We start from the raw sequence: 17,915 nt of genomic DNA, 5'->3' as shown, positions 1-17,915 counted from the left end.
GTCCGCCCCCGGCGCAATTGCTGTGAGCCGCATAAGTTCCCTCTCTGGGCCGTGGAACTGCCGAATAGAGTCACTGATGGGAGAATGAGGCCGGATCTTCCTTGGGTAGATCGTGATGCAAAAATGAGGGGGTGGGGGTATCAATACTGCATTTTTCAAACTCGCAGCGAGTTCCATTGCAGCGGCGGGAAAGAGGAAATTGATGCTGATATGAGCTACCCGGATCGTTGCTGGCTCGGTGACGCAAAATATGCCAAAAACGCTAGCAGATCTCCAAAAGTCAGAAAATCAAATGGTGAGTATTCACAATTCTGGATGCACGTTGATATTCGGAAACAAGATGAAGATGAATATACACGATATGGCATAATAACAAAAAATCCTGATGCACCTGGAAAACCTTGTTGGAACATCGGACTTTATACAGCGATTAGTCATCCTGCGTTACTTCCATTTTATATGGAACTATACGAGTCGAAAGATATTGAGGGAATGATTGAGCATGTGCCGATGCGAAATGCTTGCAAGGCGCAAAACGAATTTGGGAATGATGACCCTGCTCGTCCTCCAAGGATTAATCCTGAAGACGATTGGTGGAATTACGATCCATCAGAATATGGCGATATAGCATAAGTAAAGGATTGATTAGTGTTGCATTTTGAAAATTACGACAAGCTTTATGACCCAAGCATGCTATCTGTTATTCGAGATGGAATAGTAATTTTTAGTGATAGCACCTCGTTATCAAGTTGGTTGAGTAAGAAGTGGAACATTTCATCGTCAAAAAAACAACAGTACAATGACGGAAGTGTAGATGACGAAATTAAGATGGAGAGCATAAAGAAACCAAATGTGCGAATGAATATTATGTATAGAAGTAATCGCACAATTTCGTTTTCTCGTCCTCCAACGACAATCGAAGCTGCATATATGTTCTGCGATCAACTCCGAAAAGACTTTCCAGAGCTAAATGGAAAACTGATATTCGTGAATGAGTATGGAGAAATCGTCCGCTTTCCATTTGATTGTAGTGATGATGAACTGTGTAGACGTATTGGATTGGATGGCGAGTTCCATGATCACGATCTTATGCAAGAAATGGGGCTAGAGTAGTTCCAGAATAAACAGCTGGCCGCACGAATGCCAATCCCTATCCCTATGTTTAATACCTCCTGTCAAGTGATCTAGTAATGCATAAAGATCAAGCTTTTACGCCAATTGAGATCTGGACAGGGCTACATGTCGAGCTGGAGAACTGGCGCTTGAAATGTAGCCATGTGAACGAAGACCTGCACCCACTAAGAGATACAGAAAACTCAGTATATCTGAAAGAGCTGCAAGCATTTCCCGCCAGAAAGTGGGCGCTGATTGGCGATGGTGCTGGCTGGACACCGGTTTCAGCCATGGCACTCTCATGGTGTGAGGGCACAACATGGAAAGGCGTGCTGAAGGCGTGGGAAGCCATCAATAATCTTGATCTGGAATCTGATGTGACCAGCCTGTCTGCCCAAATGACCAATCCAAAATTATTACCAAACCCAGACTTGCTGACAGTGCTGAAGCTCGGGCAGTCACCGGGAGGAGCATGGGTCTTGCTATCTGCCTTGCGCCTTCATGACAAACCAGTGCGATTTGATGAGACGCAGGTTTCTCGCAATTCCGTGCACTCCGTGCACTCCGTGCTCTGGCCGCTCATAGAGCAATGAGTGTCGCTGGGTACTCTTCCCTGACGTTTTGAGCGCAATCAGCTAATTCCTCCCATCCTTTCTGTCGTTTTGATCTGAGACGCTTCAGCAGGGCTTGCGCCCTCACGCGAACTAGATCGTCTCTCTCCTGACCACAATCTTCCTCACCTTGCGGCTCCGGGAGATCATGGACAGCCTCCCTCCTCACCAGCTCCCGCTCACCCGTTTTATTGGCAAGGAAAGTAGAAACGGACCTTCCAGAGACGGAGCAAACATCATGAAAATCTCAGACGCCCTTTCCATCCTCGGACTTTCTTCAGGTGCATCACAGGATGAAATCAAATCCGCCTACAAGGGTGCTGCCAAGAAATACCATCCAGACCTGAATCCGGCTGGGGCTGAGATGATGAAGCTTGTTAACGCTGCCTTTGATGTGCTGCGCGATGCGACCAGCACACAGACCCAAGAGGGCAGCGATTGTAATTACGGCGAAGAACTCAACGCGGCGATCAACGCCATTATTGATCTGGATGGGCTGGAAATTGAAATCTGTGGTGCATGGGTGTGGGTTGGTGGAAATACCCGAGAACATAAAGAGACCCTGAAACAGGCAGGCTTCAAATATGCCAAGAAAAAGCAGAAGTGGAATTATCGCCCGTCCGGATGGAAGTCTCGCAGCCGTGGCACCTATTCAATGGATGATATCAGGGACGCACATGGCAGTACGCGCCCGTCTCGTCCTAGTCGCCGTAACTATGCACTTGGAGCGGCGGCATGACACTGGAAGAAACGGTTTTACCGGTCGCGAGAATGCTGTTTGAGGGGGAGGGGACAATCCTCTCCCAAGGCCACCTTGTCACGGTTGAGGCTCCCATGGGAGCCTTGGTGATCAGCTTTATGAATGAGCGCGGCCGCATTCGGGCCAATGCCAGCCTGCGGCATGATTTGGGAGACAGTCACTATTGGCGCAATCTGAAAGAATATGCTCCCTGGGGAGAGCAGCCAGCCTTACGGCGAACGTTTGCGCCTGACCGGTTTGCATCCCATCCTGAGCAAATCCTGAAGGAGATCAACCGTCACATCACAGAGCCAGCGTTCCCGCTGGCCTTTAAGGCACTGGCGGCGATTGCTGATCATCACGATAAAAAGCGCAAGGTTGCAGAAGCGATCAAGCGGGCAGCTCCATCAGAAGCGCATGTAAATATTCACGGCAGGTACAGTTTGCGCAAGGCTATTCAAAGCTTTGATTGCAGTGCTCGCGGTGCTTTCGAGATCCGGCCTGACAGCGCTTATTGTGATCTGGAGATTCAACATCTGTCTTTGGAGAAGATGGAGCAGCTCATCGCCTTCCTGAATACCTCCTGAAGCGGGGAGGGCAGGGAGGCTTCTACCAGCCTTATTGCCTGATTTGGAATTAAGCCGTGCGCAGGCCGGTGCTCTGCGGGATCTGCCGATCCCACGACGCACACTCTCTCCAAAGTCTTCATCTGGGGAAGTGTGAAAGCGGCGTGCCCTGGCTTGCAAGCCCTTCGCGGGATCAACAGATCCCACTTCGAACTTACAAACCAGCTCACTCATGTTTGTTGATGGGCTGGAAGCTGGCAAGCGATGGCCGCACCCAACACATGCCAGCTTCCAGCAAGCCGAAGTTCTGATCATTTTTTTCTGTCGTTTTGGCCTGAGGGACAGTTTTAAGGGCTCACGCCCTCACGTGACCTAGATCGTCGCTCTCCTGACCACAATCTTCCTCGCCCTTAGGGCTGCGGGAGACTATGGACAGCCTCTCTTCTCACTAGCTCCCGCACACCCGTTTGTTTGGCAAGGGAAATGAAACGGACCTCATTGAGACGGAATGAACATCATGGTTTTTGCAAGCCGTTCAAGTCTCTTGATCACAAGGGAGCACAACATGAATGCCAAGATCCTCACATTTCCAACAAAGCAGTCAGCAATTAACCGCGCTGAAGTCATCTCATTTTCTGAGGTGCTGGAGGCAGCTTGGGATGCTTCATTGGAAGCCACGTTGGAGTTTGTCGAACAGAACGGCGATTATTTTGAGGAAGGTGGAGCCCATGTTGTTTTTGCTGATCTCAATGCCCCGTTTGTGCGCCTTTTAAAAGTCAAAGGCGTAGGGGAGGCCATGAGTACAGGAGAATGGAAAGTCTCGCTGTTGCTGGGACTGCCTTACAAATCGCAATGTGTCTATGAAGCGGGTTGCAAGGCGTTTGTCGAAGAGTTGAAGCTTCGCAATATCTCAGCTCGTGTTGTCACGTTTGCTAAGGATGAAGAGCGGTTTTAAGTGGAATCGTGCTGCTTGAGAATGCCATATTAGCGTCTCTGATTAGGGGCCTGCCTGACGAGTGCCCACAAGAAAAGACCAGAGGCATGAAGCAACCTTGCGATGCTTTTCGCAACGGGTTTTCTTATGTTCAACCCGCACTGTTCAGGCTTGCTCTTGGGCTACAAGAAAAACGTAGGATTTTCTTGTTCAGCGCTGCTGTGAGCCTACAGTCGAACCGTAATTTTTGACCATTTGCGGACATTCAACTCAAATCTAGGCACATCCGGCTAGGAAGTGACTTCAACTATAGGTCGATTTTGGACAGCCTGTTGCTGAGTGACCAGAGCCGTCGTTCGTACGTTCGGCTGTCAACCAAATTGTTGCGACGTATGCAACTTCAAGTTAGTTTCATCCACGTTGTTTGTTGTCGTGATCATGGCCAAAACACTCCTTTACTCAAATCAACAGATCTGTCCGCCTAGTGTCGACGACAAACAGGGCGAATGTAACAATACTAAGGGCCAATAAGGTGTCAGGTATTTTGTAGATTTCACCTGTGATATATCTAGGTAGAATCACAGTTGGACCTATGTCGGAAGCACATGACAGATAAATCTTACCGCGAGGGAATGCATCGGACAGTTGCACCGTCAGTCACGTTAGAACGTGTTTTACCTCACTTGGATAGTTTTGGGATTACCCGGGTCGCCAATATCACTGGACTTGACCGCATAGGCGTGCCTGTTTTTGCAGTATACCGCCCCAACGCCCGTTCTGTTTCAGTATCTCAGGGTAAGGGAATGAATGATTTAGCCGCCAAGGTCTCAGGAATCATGGAGGGCGTCGAGATTTGGCACGCGGAACACATAAAAAAGCCTCTGCGCCTCGCAAGTTATAGTGAAATTTCCGAGGAGGTAGCTGTAATCAATGTTGAAAGCCTCCCTGCCAAGAGCAGTAGCCGGTTTCATGATCATATGCCAATTCTTTGGATAGCTGGCAAGGATCTCTCAGGTGACGACGAAAAATGGGTACCTTATGAATCCGTACATTCGAACTTCACATTGCCGTTGCCCAGTGGAAGCGGAAACTTCCAAATAAGCACAAACGGCCTGGCGAGTGGCAACACGTGGTTCGAAGCGGTAAGTCATGCGATTTCCGAGGTTGTCGAGCGAGATTGCATGGCCCTCTGGGCGTTGCGAGGCGGTCCATCGAATCCTAATAACCGTCTTGATCTGACAACAGTTCGGGATCCGGACTGTTGTCGGATCATTGAAATGTTAGAAGCCGGAGGACAGGCGGTTGGTGTCTGGTCAGTTACGAGTGATATAGGTTTGCCCACGTTCGCTTGTGTTATGGCGGACCGTACCCTCAACCATCTTGGACGGCACTATTATAGTGAAGGTAGCGGTTGTCATGTTAATCGCGAGATTGCATTACTCAGGGCTCTAACCGAGGCGGCGCAAACTCGCCTGACATTTATTTCGGGTGCTCGTGATGATGCGCATCGCGACGTGTATCTTTCCATGCGAGAGCCTGAAAGGGTAAATAAATATCTCACGTGGATCGATAAACCTACGACAGCCCCATCTATTAATTTTGGGAATGTCCCGACCTTTGAGACAGATTCCTTTGAAGCGGATGTTGAACTACAAATTGATCTGTTGCGTGCAGTTGGTTTGAGAGAGGTTGTCACCGTTGATCTGGATGGGCGGATACCAAGCATCGAGGTGGTGAAGGTAATTATACCAGGACTGGAAGGTATTCATGATGCACCCGGTTATGTTGTTGGCCGTAGGGCACAAGCCCAGCAAAAAACTCTGACGGGAGAAGCTGCATGAAGACGGTTGTTTTTCTAGGTCCAACACTTCCTATTTCTACAGCAAGAGGAATACTTGAATCGGAGTATAGAGCACCTGCTTCTCAGGGAGATATATATCGAGCAGTCGCAAATGGCGCCCGCCTGATCGGTATCATTGACGGTTATTTCGAGCGTATACCTGCAGTCTGGCACAAAGAAATACTTTATGCGATGAGCCAAGGTGTGCGCGTGTTTGGCGCATCGAGCATGGGTGCGCTGCGTGCTGCCGAGTTACACAAATTCGGAATGGTGGGTGTGGGTTCCGTGTTTGAAGCCTACAGAGATGGTCAAATTGAAGATGATGATGAAGTCGCCATCGTACATGGGCCGGCAGAAATCGGTTACCCTCCCCTTTCGAATGCTATGGTCGATATTCGCGCCACTTTGAAAAAAGCCGAAGATGAAGGGGTGGTTAATGGTGAATTCGCGGAGGCGTTTCTAGTAGCGGCAAAATCCCTACATTTTTCGCAACGGTCATATGATCTTGTTTTTCAGGATACCAAGTTAACCGCAAAAGAATGCGATCCCTTTCGTCTTTGGTTACGAACAGGGCGTGTTGAAGCGAAACGTGAAGATGCGCTTCAGATGCTTCACGATATAGCGGAATGTGCCAGTCAGGAACCGGATAACTACCAAGCCCAGTTTGCATTTGCTCATACAGACACCTGGGAACGTATGGTACGTCAGATTGAGCCCGCAGCTGATGCGTTGTCCTATGAAGAGCTTCTAGAAGAGCTTAGGTTAGAGCCGAATACGTACAAGACTGCTGTTGAAATGACTATGGCCCAAGTTCTGGGGGAACGTGAAGCCGCAAGGGCACATGTAACAGCGAAACCGGATGAGTTTGAGCGCAAATTTGCCGAATATCTTGTGTGCCGCAATATTGTTCAGCCGCAAGATATTATTAACTGGATGTCGGAACAGGGACTGAACGAAGACACTTTCCAGACATTTATAGAAAAGCACCAACGACTTGATACGGTAAGGGGACTGTTGCGTGCTGACATAGTCCGAGCGCTGCCTGATACGTTGCGTGACATGGGAATCTTTGGGAAGCTTAAAATGCGTGCCGAGGACAAGCGTGAATATCTGGCGAAGAATGGTCTGTCGGAGGCAGAAGCTGCAACCTCAGGCCTATCTTCTGACGATCTGTTAGAGTGGTATTTCACAAAACATCTTGGTACCAGCATGCCGCTTCATCTTAACGCCCATATTCGTTCGCTCGATCTCGATCACCGTCAAGCATTCATTGCATCTATATTTAGGGAATACAAATATCAACGGAAAGAAGAGGAAAAAGCGATAGAATCCGATTTTGTATTTGATGATTACGATCGAGATATGTTGATCGCTTTGGATGGGGAATACTATCATATCTCAGAAGAAGATTGGAAATCCCTCCCTTCCAGTCCGATTATAGAAAACGAGAGTATTGCAAGTCTCATCACGAATGGCGCGACAATTGCTAAGATAGACCATCCCACTCGAGTAAATGAGCAGGCCATATTGCTGAATATTGATCTGGTTAAAGGGATTTAATGAACATGGATGCCTGTACAATTAAAGTAAATAAGGAAATTTCACATGAGTCGAGACATCATCATTGCACATCAAGGTCATTGCTACGAACTTTCTGCCGCGAAGATTAAGTCCTTGCATAAACATGGGGTCAAGCAGAACAGTCGTGTAGCCGACCTCGTATCGGCAGGAGTACCGCTCGCTAGCATCCCCAACCTACCAGGTGATGGTGTTTGCAACTCAATGATGGCTACTTGCTTTCTATTGAACATGGACGCTTTGGACGATTAAGGGAGATTTCACATGAGCCGAGATATCATCATTGCACATCAAGGTCATTGCTACGAACTTTCTGCCGCGAAGATTAAGTCCTTGCATAAACGTGGGGTCAAGCAGAACAGTCGTGTAGCCGACCTTGTATCGGCAGGAGTACCACTCGCTAGCATCCCCAACCTACCAGGTGATGGTGTTTGCAACTCAATGATGGGTACTTGCTTTCTATTGAACATGGACGCTTTGGACGATTAAGGGAGATTTCACATGAGCCGAGACATTCTCATTGTACCTTAAGGCCATTGCTACAAACTTTCTGCCGCGAAGATTAAGTCCTTGCATAAACGTGGGGTCAAGCAGAATAGTCGTGTGGCTGACCTTGTTTCAGCAGGCATACCACACGCTAACATCTCCAACCTGGCAGGTTTGGGAAACATTGCCCAGCTATTCAGCCAGATTCAACAATCCGGTTTTGTGTTTGATGATCTTGTCAGTAGTATTCAACATTGTGGTTTGCCTTCGTTTTAGGGTTGGTTTGCAACACCAATAAAACCGAGAACCACACTCTCTTGCAAGAGTTGCACCGCTGCTGATCCAGTTCTCTGGAAAAGCAGCGGTGTCAGATAAGTTGAGTCTTCTATACATACTCTGCGAAAGCCTACAATCGAGCAAGTTCAGCTTTTGATTGAACCATCCAAAGGTCCGCAGTTGGCCCGACACTCCAGTTATGGGCTGTTGGCCCCAGATCATCGCGCCTGCCACGGATCACGGCAAAATCTGTGCCTTTCCAGTTCATATGTCCACATTGCCAACGGTACTTCTTGTTCCTAGCAGTGCTATCAACCAAGGAAAGCATGTTACACTCGCTACTGTGACTAGTGCCACCCTAAGTGATTTCATCGCAACGTCGGCATCATTTACAGGCCTTGGAGCACGGGGACATGTCTTGTAGGTGGCTGGAATTTGAATTTCAAGGACTGAATTTTTGGGAGTGTACTTAGCATGAATCGCCGTTATCTGTTAATTGTGCTAGCCTTCGTACTGATTGCTGCATCCGTGCTGACTTATCTCATACAGACCGGAGAACGTGGACTAGGACGTCAAGCGCGGCCCACCCGAAGTTTGGACGTGACTCAACTTGACGCAACTAAAATCAAGAATTTGGGTTGGGATGCAAAAGGGCTGGATGTAGTTTTCAAATACGCTGCTAGTTTAAGCACAGATTCCTTCATGATCATCACCGATGGTCAAAGAGTTGGTGCCTTCGGTGATCTTTCAAAACCCTACAGTATTCATTCTATAAGAAAATCTCTTCTAAGCGCTCTATTCGGCCAGCAACTGGCTTCGCCTAAAAACGAACTGCGCCTTGATGCCACACTTCTGGAGCTGGGAATTGATGACGCCCCGGTTTCGCTGACGGAGTTGCAGCGACAGACAACCGTGCGTCATTTGCTGCAAAGTGTTTCAGGTATTAACCACCCGGCTGCCGCATCGGGTAGTCTGCAAGCAGATATCGACAGGCGTTTGGGACACACAGAAAACCAGCCAGGTACTATCTGGGCTTACAACAACTGGGATTATAACGCGCTGACTACTGTTTTTGAGAATACAACAGGCTCCGAGGTTGCAGAGGCGTTTGATATCGGGATAGCACAACCAGTCGGAATGCAAGATTTTGAACGCTCCGCCGTGTTTTATACCTTTGATCCTCAGCAGTCTGAGCATAGGGCGGCGATGTTCAAAATGTCTTCGCGTGACCTTGCAAGAGTTGGAAATCTCTATCTCAATCGCGGACTTGCTGGCAGACAACACATTCTTGCAGAAAACTGGATAGACCTCATTACAGCCGATTTCACTGAAACAGGCTTTGGTGGGCTGCGAAACGGGCATGGATATCTGTGGTGGATACCCGAAGAAGAGACTGGTCTGCCTGAGGGGACTTTCTGGGCATGGGGGCTGGGAAATCAGGCGCTCATAGTGATCCCAAAATGGAATACGGTCATCATCCACCAGTCAGACACCACCGATTTCCTGAAGCGATTTATACCCCTGACCCGTAGTGAAAAAATGACCGGAGAAGAGGCGATAATGCAGCTTATTCTCTCATGCCGCGAACCCGCTGCCCGTGAAACCGAGTATTGCATCGAGCATCGCTTTATCTCGCGGCGCGAGTTCAAACAGCTAATATCGTTAGTCGTTGCCGCACGAGAATAGAGTAGCTTATCGGTGTGAGACTTATTCGCTCTCCGAGAATAGTCCCAAGGTGCTGATGACTTATCAAAACCAATCTCTAGTATCTCTCAGCAGTGCTCGTAATCCCCCGTTGCGAACGATCTCAACCGTTGATGGAAACGCTCCAATGTCCGGTGTTGGCCCGACGCATCTTGACGTAGCCATACTCACTTCCAGTTCTCTACGCCGCAGCGAACGTCAGCAAAGTCCAGACTTCAAATATGAAATCGAACCGCGTTGACAGGCAACTTCGGATCATTGGGCGTCATTTCAGTATGAGGCTCTATTACTCACAGAGCATACCCCTTTTGGCTCTATAGTGCCGCAAACGCACTCAGGCGTTTAAAATGGAGAACGTCGGAAAATATGTAATTGCAATCTTTTAATACGCACTAATGAAGTGTAGTAAAATATTTGAAATTGATTTTTTCCTACACCTGGGTATTCGAAATGATACATGGCTATATAAGAACCGACAAAAACGAACACACCAGAGATGACCAGATGGAAGAGTTGCGAGCCGCAAACTGCGAAACCTTCCGCGTTGATGAGGGAATTTCGCGGCGCTCCTTCCTGAAGCCTGAGCTTGATAGGCTGATGCAAGAGGCTGTTGCGGGTGATGTGTTGGTATTTTGCTCTTTGGACCGTATCGCGGAATATCAACGGGATTTAGCTGAATTCTTCGTTAAATGTCAAGTGCTCGGCGTTGATGTGGTGGTTCTTCGTGAGGGACTAAACACACTGGAAAACCCAGGTGTGTTTCAGGTTATGGCGGCGTTTGTTGGCTTTGGTCGCGGGCTGGATGATGAGCGGCGGGCATTGGCGATTGAGAAGGCGAAGAGGAAGCAGGGGCGACCGTCTAAGCTGAGCGAAGAGCAGCAGCTTGAAGCTGTTGAAATGAAGGCTTCAGGCAAGACCATCTCACAGATAGCGGCCACCTTCAGCGTTTCACGTGCCACGATTTACAGTTTGTTAGAACCGAAGACATCGAAACTCGATGCCTTCGCCAATATCCCCCGTGATGAGTTGCGGGAAATTATGTTTGGGAAGAGGGAGCAAAATTAAGCCCTCCATTCAAATCAGATCAACCCATGATGGAAACGCCCGAAAGTTCGGGGTTGTTTGGGTTTCTATGGTCCTCAGTGTCAGCATTGGCACTATCGCTTTGGTTTGATTGGTAATTGGACACGCCCCTGACGGGTCAGGCCGGTCAACGCGCCTCTCGGCGCTTACAGAGCCAAACTACCACACCACTAAGCGCGGCAAAGGAGCCGCGTTGTCTCTTCCTGAGCCACCACAGCGCCAAGCCTTGCTAAGTGCCTTAGGCAGTCTGTCTCTGCCATACGGTGACTGTCCTTCGTGCTGGGTTGCACTTTCTTCTTTCTTTTCTGTCGTTTTGACCTGAGGACCAGCTACAAGGGCTTACGCCCTCACGAAAGCTAGTTCGTCACTCGCCTGACCACAATCTTCCTCACCTGGCGGCTCCGGGAGATCATGGACAGCCTCTCTCCTCACCAGCTCCCGCACACCCGTTTTAAAGACAAGGGAAATGAAACGGACCTCACAGGGAGCAAGAACAATGGCTAAACTCACCAAAGCAGAAGCAAAGCGCCACGCACAAGCAGTGGAACTCCTTAACAAAGACGTGCTCAACGAGAACGACAAGGATTTTGTTTTTCAAAACTGGCATGAAGGCGCTGAGTTTGAAAACGGCTCCCGTGGTGCGTTTTTCACCCCTTGGGATCTGGCTTTTGATTTCTCATTTGACTGTGGCGGCCACCGGATCATTGATCTTTGTGCCGGCATTGGAATGCTGTCCTTTGCAGTCTACCACCGCTTGAAGGAGCACAACGGCAGAGCGCCGGAAATCGTGTGCATTGAACGCAACCCCGCTTATGTGGCCGTTGGAAAGAAACTGCTTCCTGAGGCGACCTGGATTTGTGCTGATGTGTTTGAGTGGGAAGAGCTCAACCTTGGCCGGTTTGATCAGGCGATCAGCAACCCGCCCTTTGGCAAGGTGCCGCGCTCAGGCAATGGCCCAAGCTATAAAGGCGGGCTGTTTGAACATCATGTTATAGATATTGCCTCAAAACTTGCAGATGAGGGGACATTTATCATTCCCCAGAATTCCGCCAGCTTTGCTTATTCTGGTGTGCAGTGCCATCGCCAGACACCAACCAGCGCAGGCGGCAAGTTTGCAGCTAAACAGGGTTTTGAAATGACGGCAGGCGTGGGGATTGATACCGCCGTCTACCGCAAAAGCTGGAAAGGTGTTTCCCCGCTGTGTGAGGTGGCCCTGATCGACTTTTCACCGTGTCCGGTAGAGGAAGTCCAGCTTACTACCACACCAGTTCCAGCACCTCCTGTTGTGCCCGTGGAGCCGGTTTGCCTTCCTCCTCTTGCCGCACTCTCCAACGTAGCCCCAACCGCTCAACTCTCCCTCTTTTGAGGGGGATACGGGGCCAGTTTGAACAGGAGATCTGAGAATATGAAAACGAAGCAAGATGCACCAAACTGGTATTGCGAGGGATGCAAGACGTTTCATGGGCCAGCCAATGAGCGGAAGGTTGATGATATGGGCGATTATTACTGTGCCAGGGCTTGGAAGCGCCTGACCAACCCGCAAAACACGACCTTTAAGCAGCGGGTGAATTATGCGCGGGAAGGGTTCTGCCTTGGAGAAGACAGCCGCGCCTTTGATAACTGCTTTGAAATGTATGATGGAGCTTTTGTCGTTGCAGCTCTCATGCGCCTCAGTGAAACCGATCATGAGTTAAAGCAGGCCATTTTGCGCCATATGAGCAAGGCAGGGCTTGCCGAGTGGCAGCAGACAACGGCCAGTCTTGCTCACATCCCAACACACAAGCTCTCCAGTAAGGCAGCGGCCCATCGGCAGCAAGTTGAAGCGAGCCCGATCGGCTACCAGCAGCCAAGCCTTTTCTAACGCACAGATCCAGAGACACCCCATGTACAACTTCACAAAGCCGACTTGCTCCCTAACCGCAATCACCTTTCTGATTGAACTGCATAAAGCAGACTTGATGTTTCACCCGGACGACAGCCCTCAAGGGTGTGATTTTGGCAGAGAGCTTCCATCTTTGATGCTTGAGATGATGGATCAGCACATGGAAGCCACTCATCACTATCTTGAAGATCCAAGTGCGATTGTCTGTGAAATTGATAAGGCCCCAGGTCAGCCGCAGGAGCAGCCGTTGAGCCGGACTTCGAACGTCTTATCTGTTCTCGATCTATCGACCGCTCACCTATCCCCCAAAACGCTTGCAATGCTTGGCGAGAAGACGCCTGAGACATTCCCGCTCTATGGCGGCAACCTCATGAACGGTTTGTTTGTCTCTGCCAGTAAGGATTACGACTACAGCGGCGAGAAGCTTCCCATTGATTTGCTTAGCTGCCTCACGGCTGCATGGGCGCAGGACTGCTCCCACATTCTCTTTGATTGTGATGGACCGATTGATGAGAGCTTGTATGCCTACTCTCATGACGATCCCGAGTAGGTGTGAGGAAAGCGGCAGAGGAGGGGAGCGCAAGCTCCCTTTTTCGTTTTGGCTAGGTTTCCAGTTTCAGTGATCTGAGAGCGGGGCGATCTGGCTTGCAAGCGCACAGCGGGATCGGCTGATCCCACAGTGCCCTCACAATCCAGCTCACTCATGTCTACTGAAGGGCTGGAAGCAGGCAAGCGGTGGCCGCACCCCCCACATGCCAGCCTCCAGCAAGCCGCACGTCTGATCATTCTTTTCTGTCGTTTTGACCTGAGGGCCAGCTGCAAGGGCTTGCGCCCTCACGAAAGCTAGATCGTCACTCGCCTGACCACAATCTTTCCTCGCCTTTCAGGCTGCGGGAGAATGTGGACAGCCTCTCTCCTCACTAGCTCCCGCTCACCCGTTTGCTTGGCAAGGGAAATGAAAACGGACCTCTTGTGAGGCAGCTAAGGAGAAAGAGAAATGGTTGCAGTCGAAGAAGCTACCAATGTTTTGTATACGCAGCTTATCTGCAAGAAGTCTGGAAAGGTGCTGGGACAAGTAAGTGGGCCAACAGAGCAAACTGCGCACTGCAACAAAGTTTGGGCCGTACAACCAGATCAAGAGTTGGTTGTCACAAGCAAAACCGATGTGGCTGAACCATCTAACTTTTTTGGTCCAGTTCCGAAGAACTCCAACGTCTATGTTTACGGTGATTTTCTTGAAGAGGAGAAACCCACTGACATAGAACCAACTTGGGTAGGTGCAGCGCTTGTACTGGAGCAGATGAAAAACTCAGCGTTTGATGTTGCCGGAAACACATGGACCGCATTTAACGAAAGTGGCGAGGTGCTTGGTTCCTCTGAGTTCTAATACTCAAGGGCTATGATTAAGCGCTGCGGCTTGCCCGTAAGTCTCAGCGCAACTCTTTCATCAACGCGGCTTGTTAGAAGGCAAACGGCCTTCTTTACCTCCCTTTTTCAAAGGCTCTTCTTGCCATGACTGCAACATTTGAAAGCATGGGCTATGCTCCTTCTCATCCTTGGTTTTATCACACCGGAGGAAAGCCGCTTTACCCAAAGCAGATTAAACGGTGCGTGATGGCCTCAGGTTATCGTGGGTATCTGGCAGGAGAAATTGAACGCATTGACCAGAGCGCAGAGCCCAAGCGCACACATGAGCTTAGAGCGATCAAGGCCACTGCTTTAACTGAGTTAAAACGTGATTTGAGCCGATACCGCGAAGCGGTGTGTGAATTGCGCCAAGGAGCGGTCTTTTATGATAGGCGCGATCCATACCGATCTATTGGTGATTACTGCGTGAGTGCCAGTTTGAAGCACAATCATATCTATAATGGCTTTGCGATCCTCAACTACGTTGATGAGTTGCTTACACACCAGAAAGACTTGTTTGATTTGCTGTAGTGCTAACTTTTGGCATGCAAAAGACCCGTAAGAGATTGCTAGTTACGTGGTCGGACTTGTTACAAATATCCCGTTGGATAGGACTGGGGGCGAAAGCTCCCCTTTTCTTTTTCAAATGTGTCCTCTAGACCTCAAGAACAACTGGCCTTTAGAGTTACAAGAAGCGGAGCGCCCTGGTTCGCAAGCTCTGCGCGGGATCTGCTGATCCCACTTTGAACTTGCAACCCAGAACACCCATGTTTGCTTTAGGCTTACGGCTGGCAAGCGCCCCGCGCACGGACCACATGCCAGCTTCCAGCAAGCCGCACTTCATTCATTCCTCAATGCCGTTTTAACCTGAGGGACAGCTTTAAGGGCTTACGCCCTCACGAAAGCTAGATCGTCACTCGCCTGACCACAATCTTCCTCGCCACCTGGGCTGCGGGAGATCATGGACAGCCTCTCTCCTCACTAGCTCCCGCTCACCCGTTTTATTGGCAAGGAAGATAGAAACGGACCTCATAGATGCGGAGACAACATCATGACCAAGACCCATTTTGAACTCATGGCTGAGCTTGAACAGGTTGACGGCGTAGAGGCGACCTACAGCCCGGAAGACAACAAACTTCGCCTTTATGCAGCGACCCGCTTTGACGACGAAACCTATGTCCTCGTGAAACAATACGGCTTCAAATGGGCACCTAAACAAGACCTTTTTGTAGCTCCTATATGGACCCCAGAGCGTGAAGATTTTTGCGTTGCGATTGCTGGCGATATTGAAGCGGAAGGCACCACGCTTGCAGAACGCGCAGAAGCGAAGGCCGAGCGGCTGGAAGGGTACGCAGCGAACAAAGAGCGCAAAGCGGACGAGCTGTTTTCTAGCGCTAATGAGCTGTCAAGAATGTTTGAGCATGGTCAGCCGATCCTTGCGGGCCATCACTCAGAGCGCAAGGCCCTGAAGACCAAAGACCGCATGGATAACAACATGCGTCTTGGTGTTGAGAGCCAAAAGGCAGCAAGGCACTATCTTTACAAGTCCGTAAGTGTTCAGCACCACGCCAATTTTAAGAACAACCCGAAAGTGAGAGCTAACCGCATCAAAACGCTGCTTGTTGATTTGCGCAAATATCAAAGCGACCTCAATCACTATGCGCTTTCTTTGAAGATCTGGGAGAAAATGACCAGTGACGAAGAAATTACCAAGTTTTCTAAATGGGGGCTTATCAGAACGGGCTCGACAGTGAGTGATAAAGCCCGTCAGAGCCTTGAAAACGGCGAAATCACCCCGCAACAATTACGCTCACAGCGTATCGCAGCATTCAAGCGTGCTTTAGAGATCACCAACCGCCACCGCTGGATTGACCACCTTCTCAACCGACTGGCCTTTGAGAGTGAGATGCTTGGTGGGGTAAGCCGCTTTGAGGGCGAGATTACAGCAACCTTGCTTCAGACCTTCGCCCGCGCCCATGGAGCCGACAAGCCCAAAGCCACCAAAACACAGAGCGGAAACTTTCAGCTTAAGAGCCTTGCGCCACTCCCAAAGCAGTTTGTAAACGGCGCGAGCTGTGACACGCTTGAACTGACGAACAGCGAGTGGGCCGAGCTGATGAGCGATGTTTGTTATGAGGTGCCAGTCAAGAAGGATGCAAAGCCGTCCATTTTGAACTTCAAGGCGAAGCACTTGCAGTCCCCCAGCCGTTACCATTCCGGCGAAATCAACACCTTAGAGCAGATCGAATTGACCAAGGCGGACTACGCAAAGGTTCATGATGAGGAGCGCGGCACCCGCCTTTCTCTTTGTGGCAAATTCCGCTTCAAGGTCTGTCTGGACCCAAACTACAAAGGCCCTCGCTATCAAGCCCCTCGGGTTGCTGTGTTCCTGACAGACAGCAAGGCCCACCCCGTTCCTGAAAGCTTCGTGCCGGTCGTGGAAGCCAAAGCGGCATAAGCGCCACTTCCTTTCCAGTGATCACAGCTAAAGGGCTGTGATCACGTCCCCCAGGCCGAACCAGCACCAAGCAACTCAAGGGCATAGAGAAATGAAAAAATCAGTCTACCGCCGACCAGATAAACCGATGATGATTGACGTTAAAAGACCGGCAGAAATTAACGTGAAACAGCCTGTTGTGAGCGCTCCTGTCATTGTTGATAGTGCAACGGAGTGCCATGTAACACCGGCTGACGTTGCAGCTCGCATGGTGGAGTATTTAGGGCCAGTTGGAGACTATTTGACGTTGGAGCCAAGCGCAGGAACCGGAGCCCTCATTAAGGCCCTGCTTGCCTCAGGTCATAGCCCCTATGAGCTGGTCGCGATTGAGCGCCATATCAAGCTTGCCGCTTCGCTAAATATTGACGGTGTGAACGTCTCAAACAGATGCTTTTTAGACTATGCGCAAGAGGCTCAGGGCAGGGCGGAGTTTGCGCGGATCATCATGAACCCGCCATTTTCCAAAGTACGCCAGCACATCAAGGCCGCGCTGGATCTGCTTGGACGGCACGGCCACGACCGACCGGCAACTCTTGTTGCTCTTGTTCCAATTACTTTCAAACATGACGAGGCCGAGACAATGGAAACCTTAGGCCCTGACACCTTCAGCGCGGCCAGGGTGAACACCAAAATCATTCGTATAGAACGGTAGCTTGATGATGAAACCGATATGGGCAGAGGGTCAGAAAAAACGCCTGCAGCGAGACTGGACAAGGGCTGCAGGGGAACACGTCGAGTTAGAGAAGGATGAGCGGAAGATACTGGGATACTGCTCACAAACAGGATGCCAGCGCCTTGTGAGCTACTATCACAACAGCCCGAAAGTCAGCATGTTATATTGTTCGAGGCACCGGAGCTGGTGTGTTTCGCTAGAGATTAGTTTTTAAGCCCGCTTTTAGCGGGCTTTTTGCTGCACAAAATCTGATCCTAATGCCTGGTGTTCATGTCTCTTGAAGCGGGGCGATCTGGCTTGCAAGCGCACAGCGGGATCGGCTGATCCCACAGTGCCCTCACAATCCAGCTCACGCATGTTCTTAGAAGGGCTGGAAGCTGGCAAGCGCCCCGCGCACGGACCACATGCCAGCTTCCAGCAAGCCGCACTTCTGATCATTCTTTTCTGTCGTTTTGACCTGAGGGGCAGCTTTAAGGGCTCGCGCCCTCACGAAAGCTAGATCGTCACTCGCCTGACCACAATCTTT

The 17,915-nt window shown here is 50.0% G+C and carries 19 protein-coding genes; 17 read left to right on the top strand and 2 right to left on the bottom strand.

All coding sequences use genetic code 11. From position 1 onward, the window contains the following. The 8 genes from PsAD26_RS01590 to PsAD26_RS01545 form a co-directional block, all read left to right on the top strand. On the top strand, positions 1-633 hold a 633-nt coding region (locus PsAD26_RS01590), incomplete at its 5' end, for a hypothetical protein (RefSeq protein WP_206599981.1). 15 nt (positions 634-648) lie between these two features. Further along, entirely contained in the window at positions 649-1,113 is a 465-nt protein-coding gene (locus PsAD26_RS01585) for a hypothetical protein (protein WP_063309016.1), read from the top strand. A 77-nt stretch (positions 1,114-1,190) separates the two neighbouring features. After that, positions 1,191-1,706, top strand: a complete 516-nt coding sequence (locus PsAD26_RS01580; RefSeq protein WP_063309015.1) for a hypothetical protein — start codon at positions 1,191-1,193, stop codon at positions 1,704-1,706. A 256-nt stretch (positions 1,707-1,962) separates the two neighbouring features. Further along, a complete protein-coding gene (locus tag PsAD26_RS01570) occupies positions 1,963-2,463 on the top strand; it encodes a DnaJ domain-containing protein (RefSeq protein WP_063287064.1) in 501 nt (166 codons plus the stop codon). Continuing rightward, positions 2,460-3,050 (top strand): hypothetical protein, encoded by a 591-nt coding sequence (locus PsAD26_RS01565; RefSeq protein WP_063309013.1) that lies wholly within the window; start codon positions 2,460-2,462, stop codon positions 3,048-3,050. The genes PsAD26_RS01570 and PsAD26_RS01565 overlap by 4 nt, the downstream gene beginning before the upstream one ends. Before the next feature lie 544 nt (positions 3,051-3,594). Beyond that, complete coding sequence (locus PsAD26_RS01560) at positions 3,595-3,984, top strand: hypothetical protein (protein ID WP_153041437.1); 390 nt, start codon at positions 3,595-3,597, stop codon at positions 3,982-3,984. A gap of 584 nt (positions 3,985-4,568) precedes the next feature. Further along, positions 4,569-5,804, top strand: a complete 1,236-nt coding sequence (locus PsAD26_RS01550) for a YcaO-like family protein (protein ID WP_063309010.1) — start codon at positions 4,569-4,571, stop codon at positions 5,802-5,804. Further along, positions 5,801-7,363 carry a TfuA-like protein gene (locus PsAD26_RS01545; RefSeq protein ID WP_063309009.1) on the top strand — a complete coding sequence of 521 codons (1,563 nt, stop codon included), beginning with the start codon at positions 5,801-5,803 and terminating at the stop codon, positions 7,361-7,363. Before PsAD26_RS01550 ends, PsAD26_RS01545 begins: the two co-directional genes overlap by 4 nt. Positions 7,364-8,273: 910 nt before the next feature. On the opposite strand, the gene PsAD26_RS29600 is transcribed toward PsAD26_RS01545, so the two are convergent. Next, positions 8,274-8,471 carry a hypothetical protein gene (locus PsAD26_RS29600; RefSeq protein WP_193758233.1) on the bottom strand — a complete coding sequence of 66 codons (198 nt, stop codon included), beginning with the start codon at positions 8,469-8,471 and terminating at the stop codon, positions 8,274-8,276. A 146-nt stretch (positions 8,472-8,617) separates the two neighbouring features. On the opposite strand from PsAD26_RS29600, the gene PsAD26_RS01530 reads away from it, so the two are divergent. The 7 genes from PsAD26_RS01530 (at position 8,618) to PsAD26_RS01500 (ending at position 14,750) form a co-directional block, all read left to right on the top strand. Beyond that, positions 8,618-9,829 (top strand): serine hydrolase, encoded by a 1,212-nt coding sequence (locus PsAD26_RS01530; RefSeq protein WP_063309006.1) that lies wholly within the window; start codon positions 8,618-8,620, stop codon positions 9,827-9,829. 468 nt (positions 9,830-10,297) lie between these two features. Next, positions 10,298-10,912: a recombinase family protein gene (locus PsAD26_RS01525; protein WP_084403533.1), complete on the top strand. Its 615-nt coding sequence runs from the start codon at positions 10,298-10,300 to the stop codon at positions 10,910-10,912. 514 nt (positions 10,913-11,426) lie between these two features. Beyond that, positions 11,427-12,296 carry a hypothetical protein gene (locus PsAD26_RS01520; protein ID WP_063309004.1) on the top strand — a complete coding sequence of 290 codons (870 nt, stop codon included), beginning with the start codon at positions 11,427-11,429 and terminating at the stop codon, positions 12,294-12,296. Between the two features lie 39 nt (positions 12,297-12,335). After that, a complete protein-coding gene (locus PsAD26_RS01515) occupies positions 12,336-12,791 on the top strand; it encodes a hypothetical protein (protein WP_063309003.1) in 456 nt (151 codons plus the stop codon). A 22-nt stretch (positions 12,792-12,813) separates the two neighbouring features. Continuing rightward, on the top strand, positions 12,814-13,362 hold the full coding sequence (locus PsAD26_RS01510; RefSeq protein WP_063309002.1) for a hypothetical protein: 549 nt from the start codon (positions 12,814-12,816) through the stop codon (positions 13,360-13,362). Positions 13,363-13,809: 447 nt separating this feature from the next. Continuing rightward, positions 13,810-14,199 carry a hypothetical protein gene (locus tag PsAD26_RS01505; protein ID WP_063309001.1) on the top strand — a complete coding sequence of 130 codons (390 nt, stop codon included), beginning with the start codon at positions 13,810-13,812 and terminating at the stop codon, positions 14,197-14,199. A gap of 125 nt (positions 14,200-14,324) precedes the next feature. Next, entirely contained in the window at positions 14,325-14,750 is a 426-nt protein-coding gene (locus PsAD26_RS01500) for a hypothetical protein (protein ID WP_063309000.1), read from the top strand. 154 nt (positions 14,751-14,904) lie between these two features. Here PsAD26_RS01500 and PsAD26_RS29595 read toward each other — a convergent pair whose 3' ends face one another. After that, on the bottom strand, positions 14,905-15,063 hold the full coding sequence (locus tag PsAD26_RS29595; RefSeq protein ID WP_193758232.1) for a hypothetical protein: 159 nt from the start codon (positions 15,061-15,063) through the stop codon (positions 14,905-14,907). A 207-nt stretch (positions 15,064-15,270) separates the two neighbouring features. On the opposite strand from PsAD26_RS29595, the gene PsAD26_RS01495 reads away from it, so the two are divergent. Both PsAD26_RS01495 and PsAD26_RS01490 read left to right on the top strand, forming a co-directional pair. Further along, entirely contained in the window at positions 15,271-16,677 is a 1,407-nt protein-coding gene (locus tag PsAD26_RS01495; protein WP_244278123.1) for a DUF3560 domain-containing protein, read from the top strand. Positions 16,678-16,768: 91 nt separating this feature from the next. Further along, the gene (locus PsAD26_RS01490; protein WP_063308999.1) at positions 16,769-17,368 is read left to right on the top strand and encodes a hypothetical protein; all 600 of its coding nucleotides are present in this window, start codon (positions 16,769-16,771) and stop codon (positions 17,366-17,368) included. Positions 17,369-17,915 lie beyond the last annotated feature (547 nt).

Source organism: Pseudovibrio sp. Ad26 (genome assembly GCF_001623285.1).
GTDB lineage: Bacteria > Pseudomonadota > Alphaproteobacteria > Rhizobiales > Stappiaceae > Pseudovibrio > Pseudovibrio ascidiaceicola.
Note: the sequence above shows the minus strand (reverse complement) of the source record. Positions and strands in the feature narration are given on the sequence as shown.

What these genes read in the sequence shown, in the direction of transcription:
- PsAD26_RS01570 (WP_063287064.1), top strand. Translation starts at nt 1,963, where the DNA reads ATGAAAATCTCAGACGCCCTTTCCATCCTCGGACTTTCTTCAGGTGCA.
- PsAD26_RS01490 (WP_063308999.1), top strand. Translation starts at nt 16,769, where the DNA reads ATGAAAAAATCAGTCTACCGCCGACCAGATAAACCGATGATGATTGAC.
- PsAD26_RS01525 (WP_084403533.1), top strand. Translation starts at nt 10,298, where the DNA reads ATGATACATGGCTATATAAGAACCGACAAAAACGAACACACCAGAGAT.
- PsAD26_RS01565 (WP_063309013.1), top strand. Translation starts at nt 2,460, where the DNA reads ATGACACTGGAAGAAACGGTTTTACCGGTCGCGAGAATGCTGTTTGAG.
- PsAD26_RS01515 (WP_063309003.1), top strand. Translation starts at nt 12,336, where the DNA reads ATGAAAACGAAGCAAGATGCACCAAACTGGTATTGCGAGGGATGCAAG.
- PsAD26_RS01530 (WP_063309006.1), top strand. Translation starts at nt 8,618, where the DNA reads ATGAATCGCCGTTATCTGTTAATTGTGCTAGCCTTCGTACTGATTGCT.
- PsAD26_RS29595 (WP_193758232.1), bottom strand. Translation starts at nt 15,063, where the DNA reads ATGAAGTGCGGCTTGCTGGAAGCTGGCATGTGGTCCGTGCGCGGGGCG.
- PsAD26_RS01495 (WP_244278123.1), top strand. Translation starts at nt 15,271, where the DNA reads ATGACCAAGACCCATTTTGAACTCATGGCTGAGCTTGAACAGGTTGAC.
- PsAD26_RS01580 (WP_063309015.1), top strand. Translation starts at nt 1,191, where the DNA reads ATGCATAAAGATCAAGCTTTTACGCCAATTGAGATCTGGACAGGGCTA.
- PsAD26_RS01510 (WP_063309002.1), top strand. Translation starts at nt 12,814, where the DNA reads ATGTACAACTTCACAAAGCCGACTTGCTCCCTAACCGCAATCACCTTT.
- PsAD26_RS29600 (WP_193758233.1), bottom strand. Translation starts at nt 8,471, where the DNA reads ATGCTTTCCTTGGTTGATAGCACTGCTAGGAACAAGAAGTACCGTTGG.
- PsAD26_RS01500 (WP_063309000.1), top strand. Translation starts at nt 14,325, where the DNA reads ATGACTGCAACATTTGAAAGCATGGGCTATGCTCCTTCTCATCCTTGG.
- PsAD26_RS01545 (WP_063309009.1), top strand. Translation starts at nt 5,801, where the DNA reads ATGAAGACGGTTGTTTTTCTAGGTCCAACACTTCCTATTTCTACAGCA.
- PsAD26_RS01560 (WP_153041437.1), top strand. Translation starts at nt 3,595, where the DNA reads ATGAATGCCAAGATCCTCACATTTCCAACAAAGCAGTCAGCAATTAAC.
- PsAD26_RS01550 (WP_063309010.1), top strand. Translation starts at nt 4,569, where the DNA reads ATGACAGATAAATCTTACCGCGAGGGAATGCATCGGACAGTTGCACCG.
- PsAD26_RS01505 (WP_063309001.1), top strand. Translation starts at nt 13,810, where the DNA reads ATGGTTGCAGTCGAAGAAGCTACCAATGTTTTGTATACGCAGCTTATC.
- PsAD26_RS01520 (WP_063309004.1), top strand. Translation starts at nt 11,427, where the DNA reads ATGGCTAAACTCACCAAAGCAGAAGCAAAGCGCCACGCACAAGCAGTG.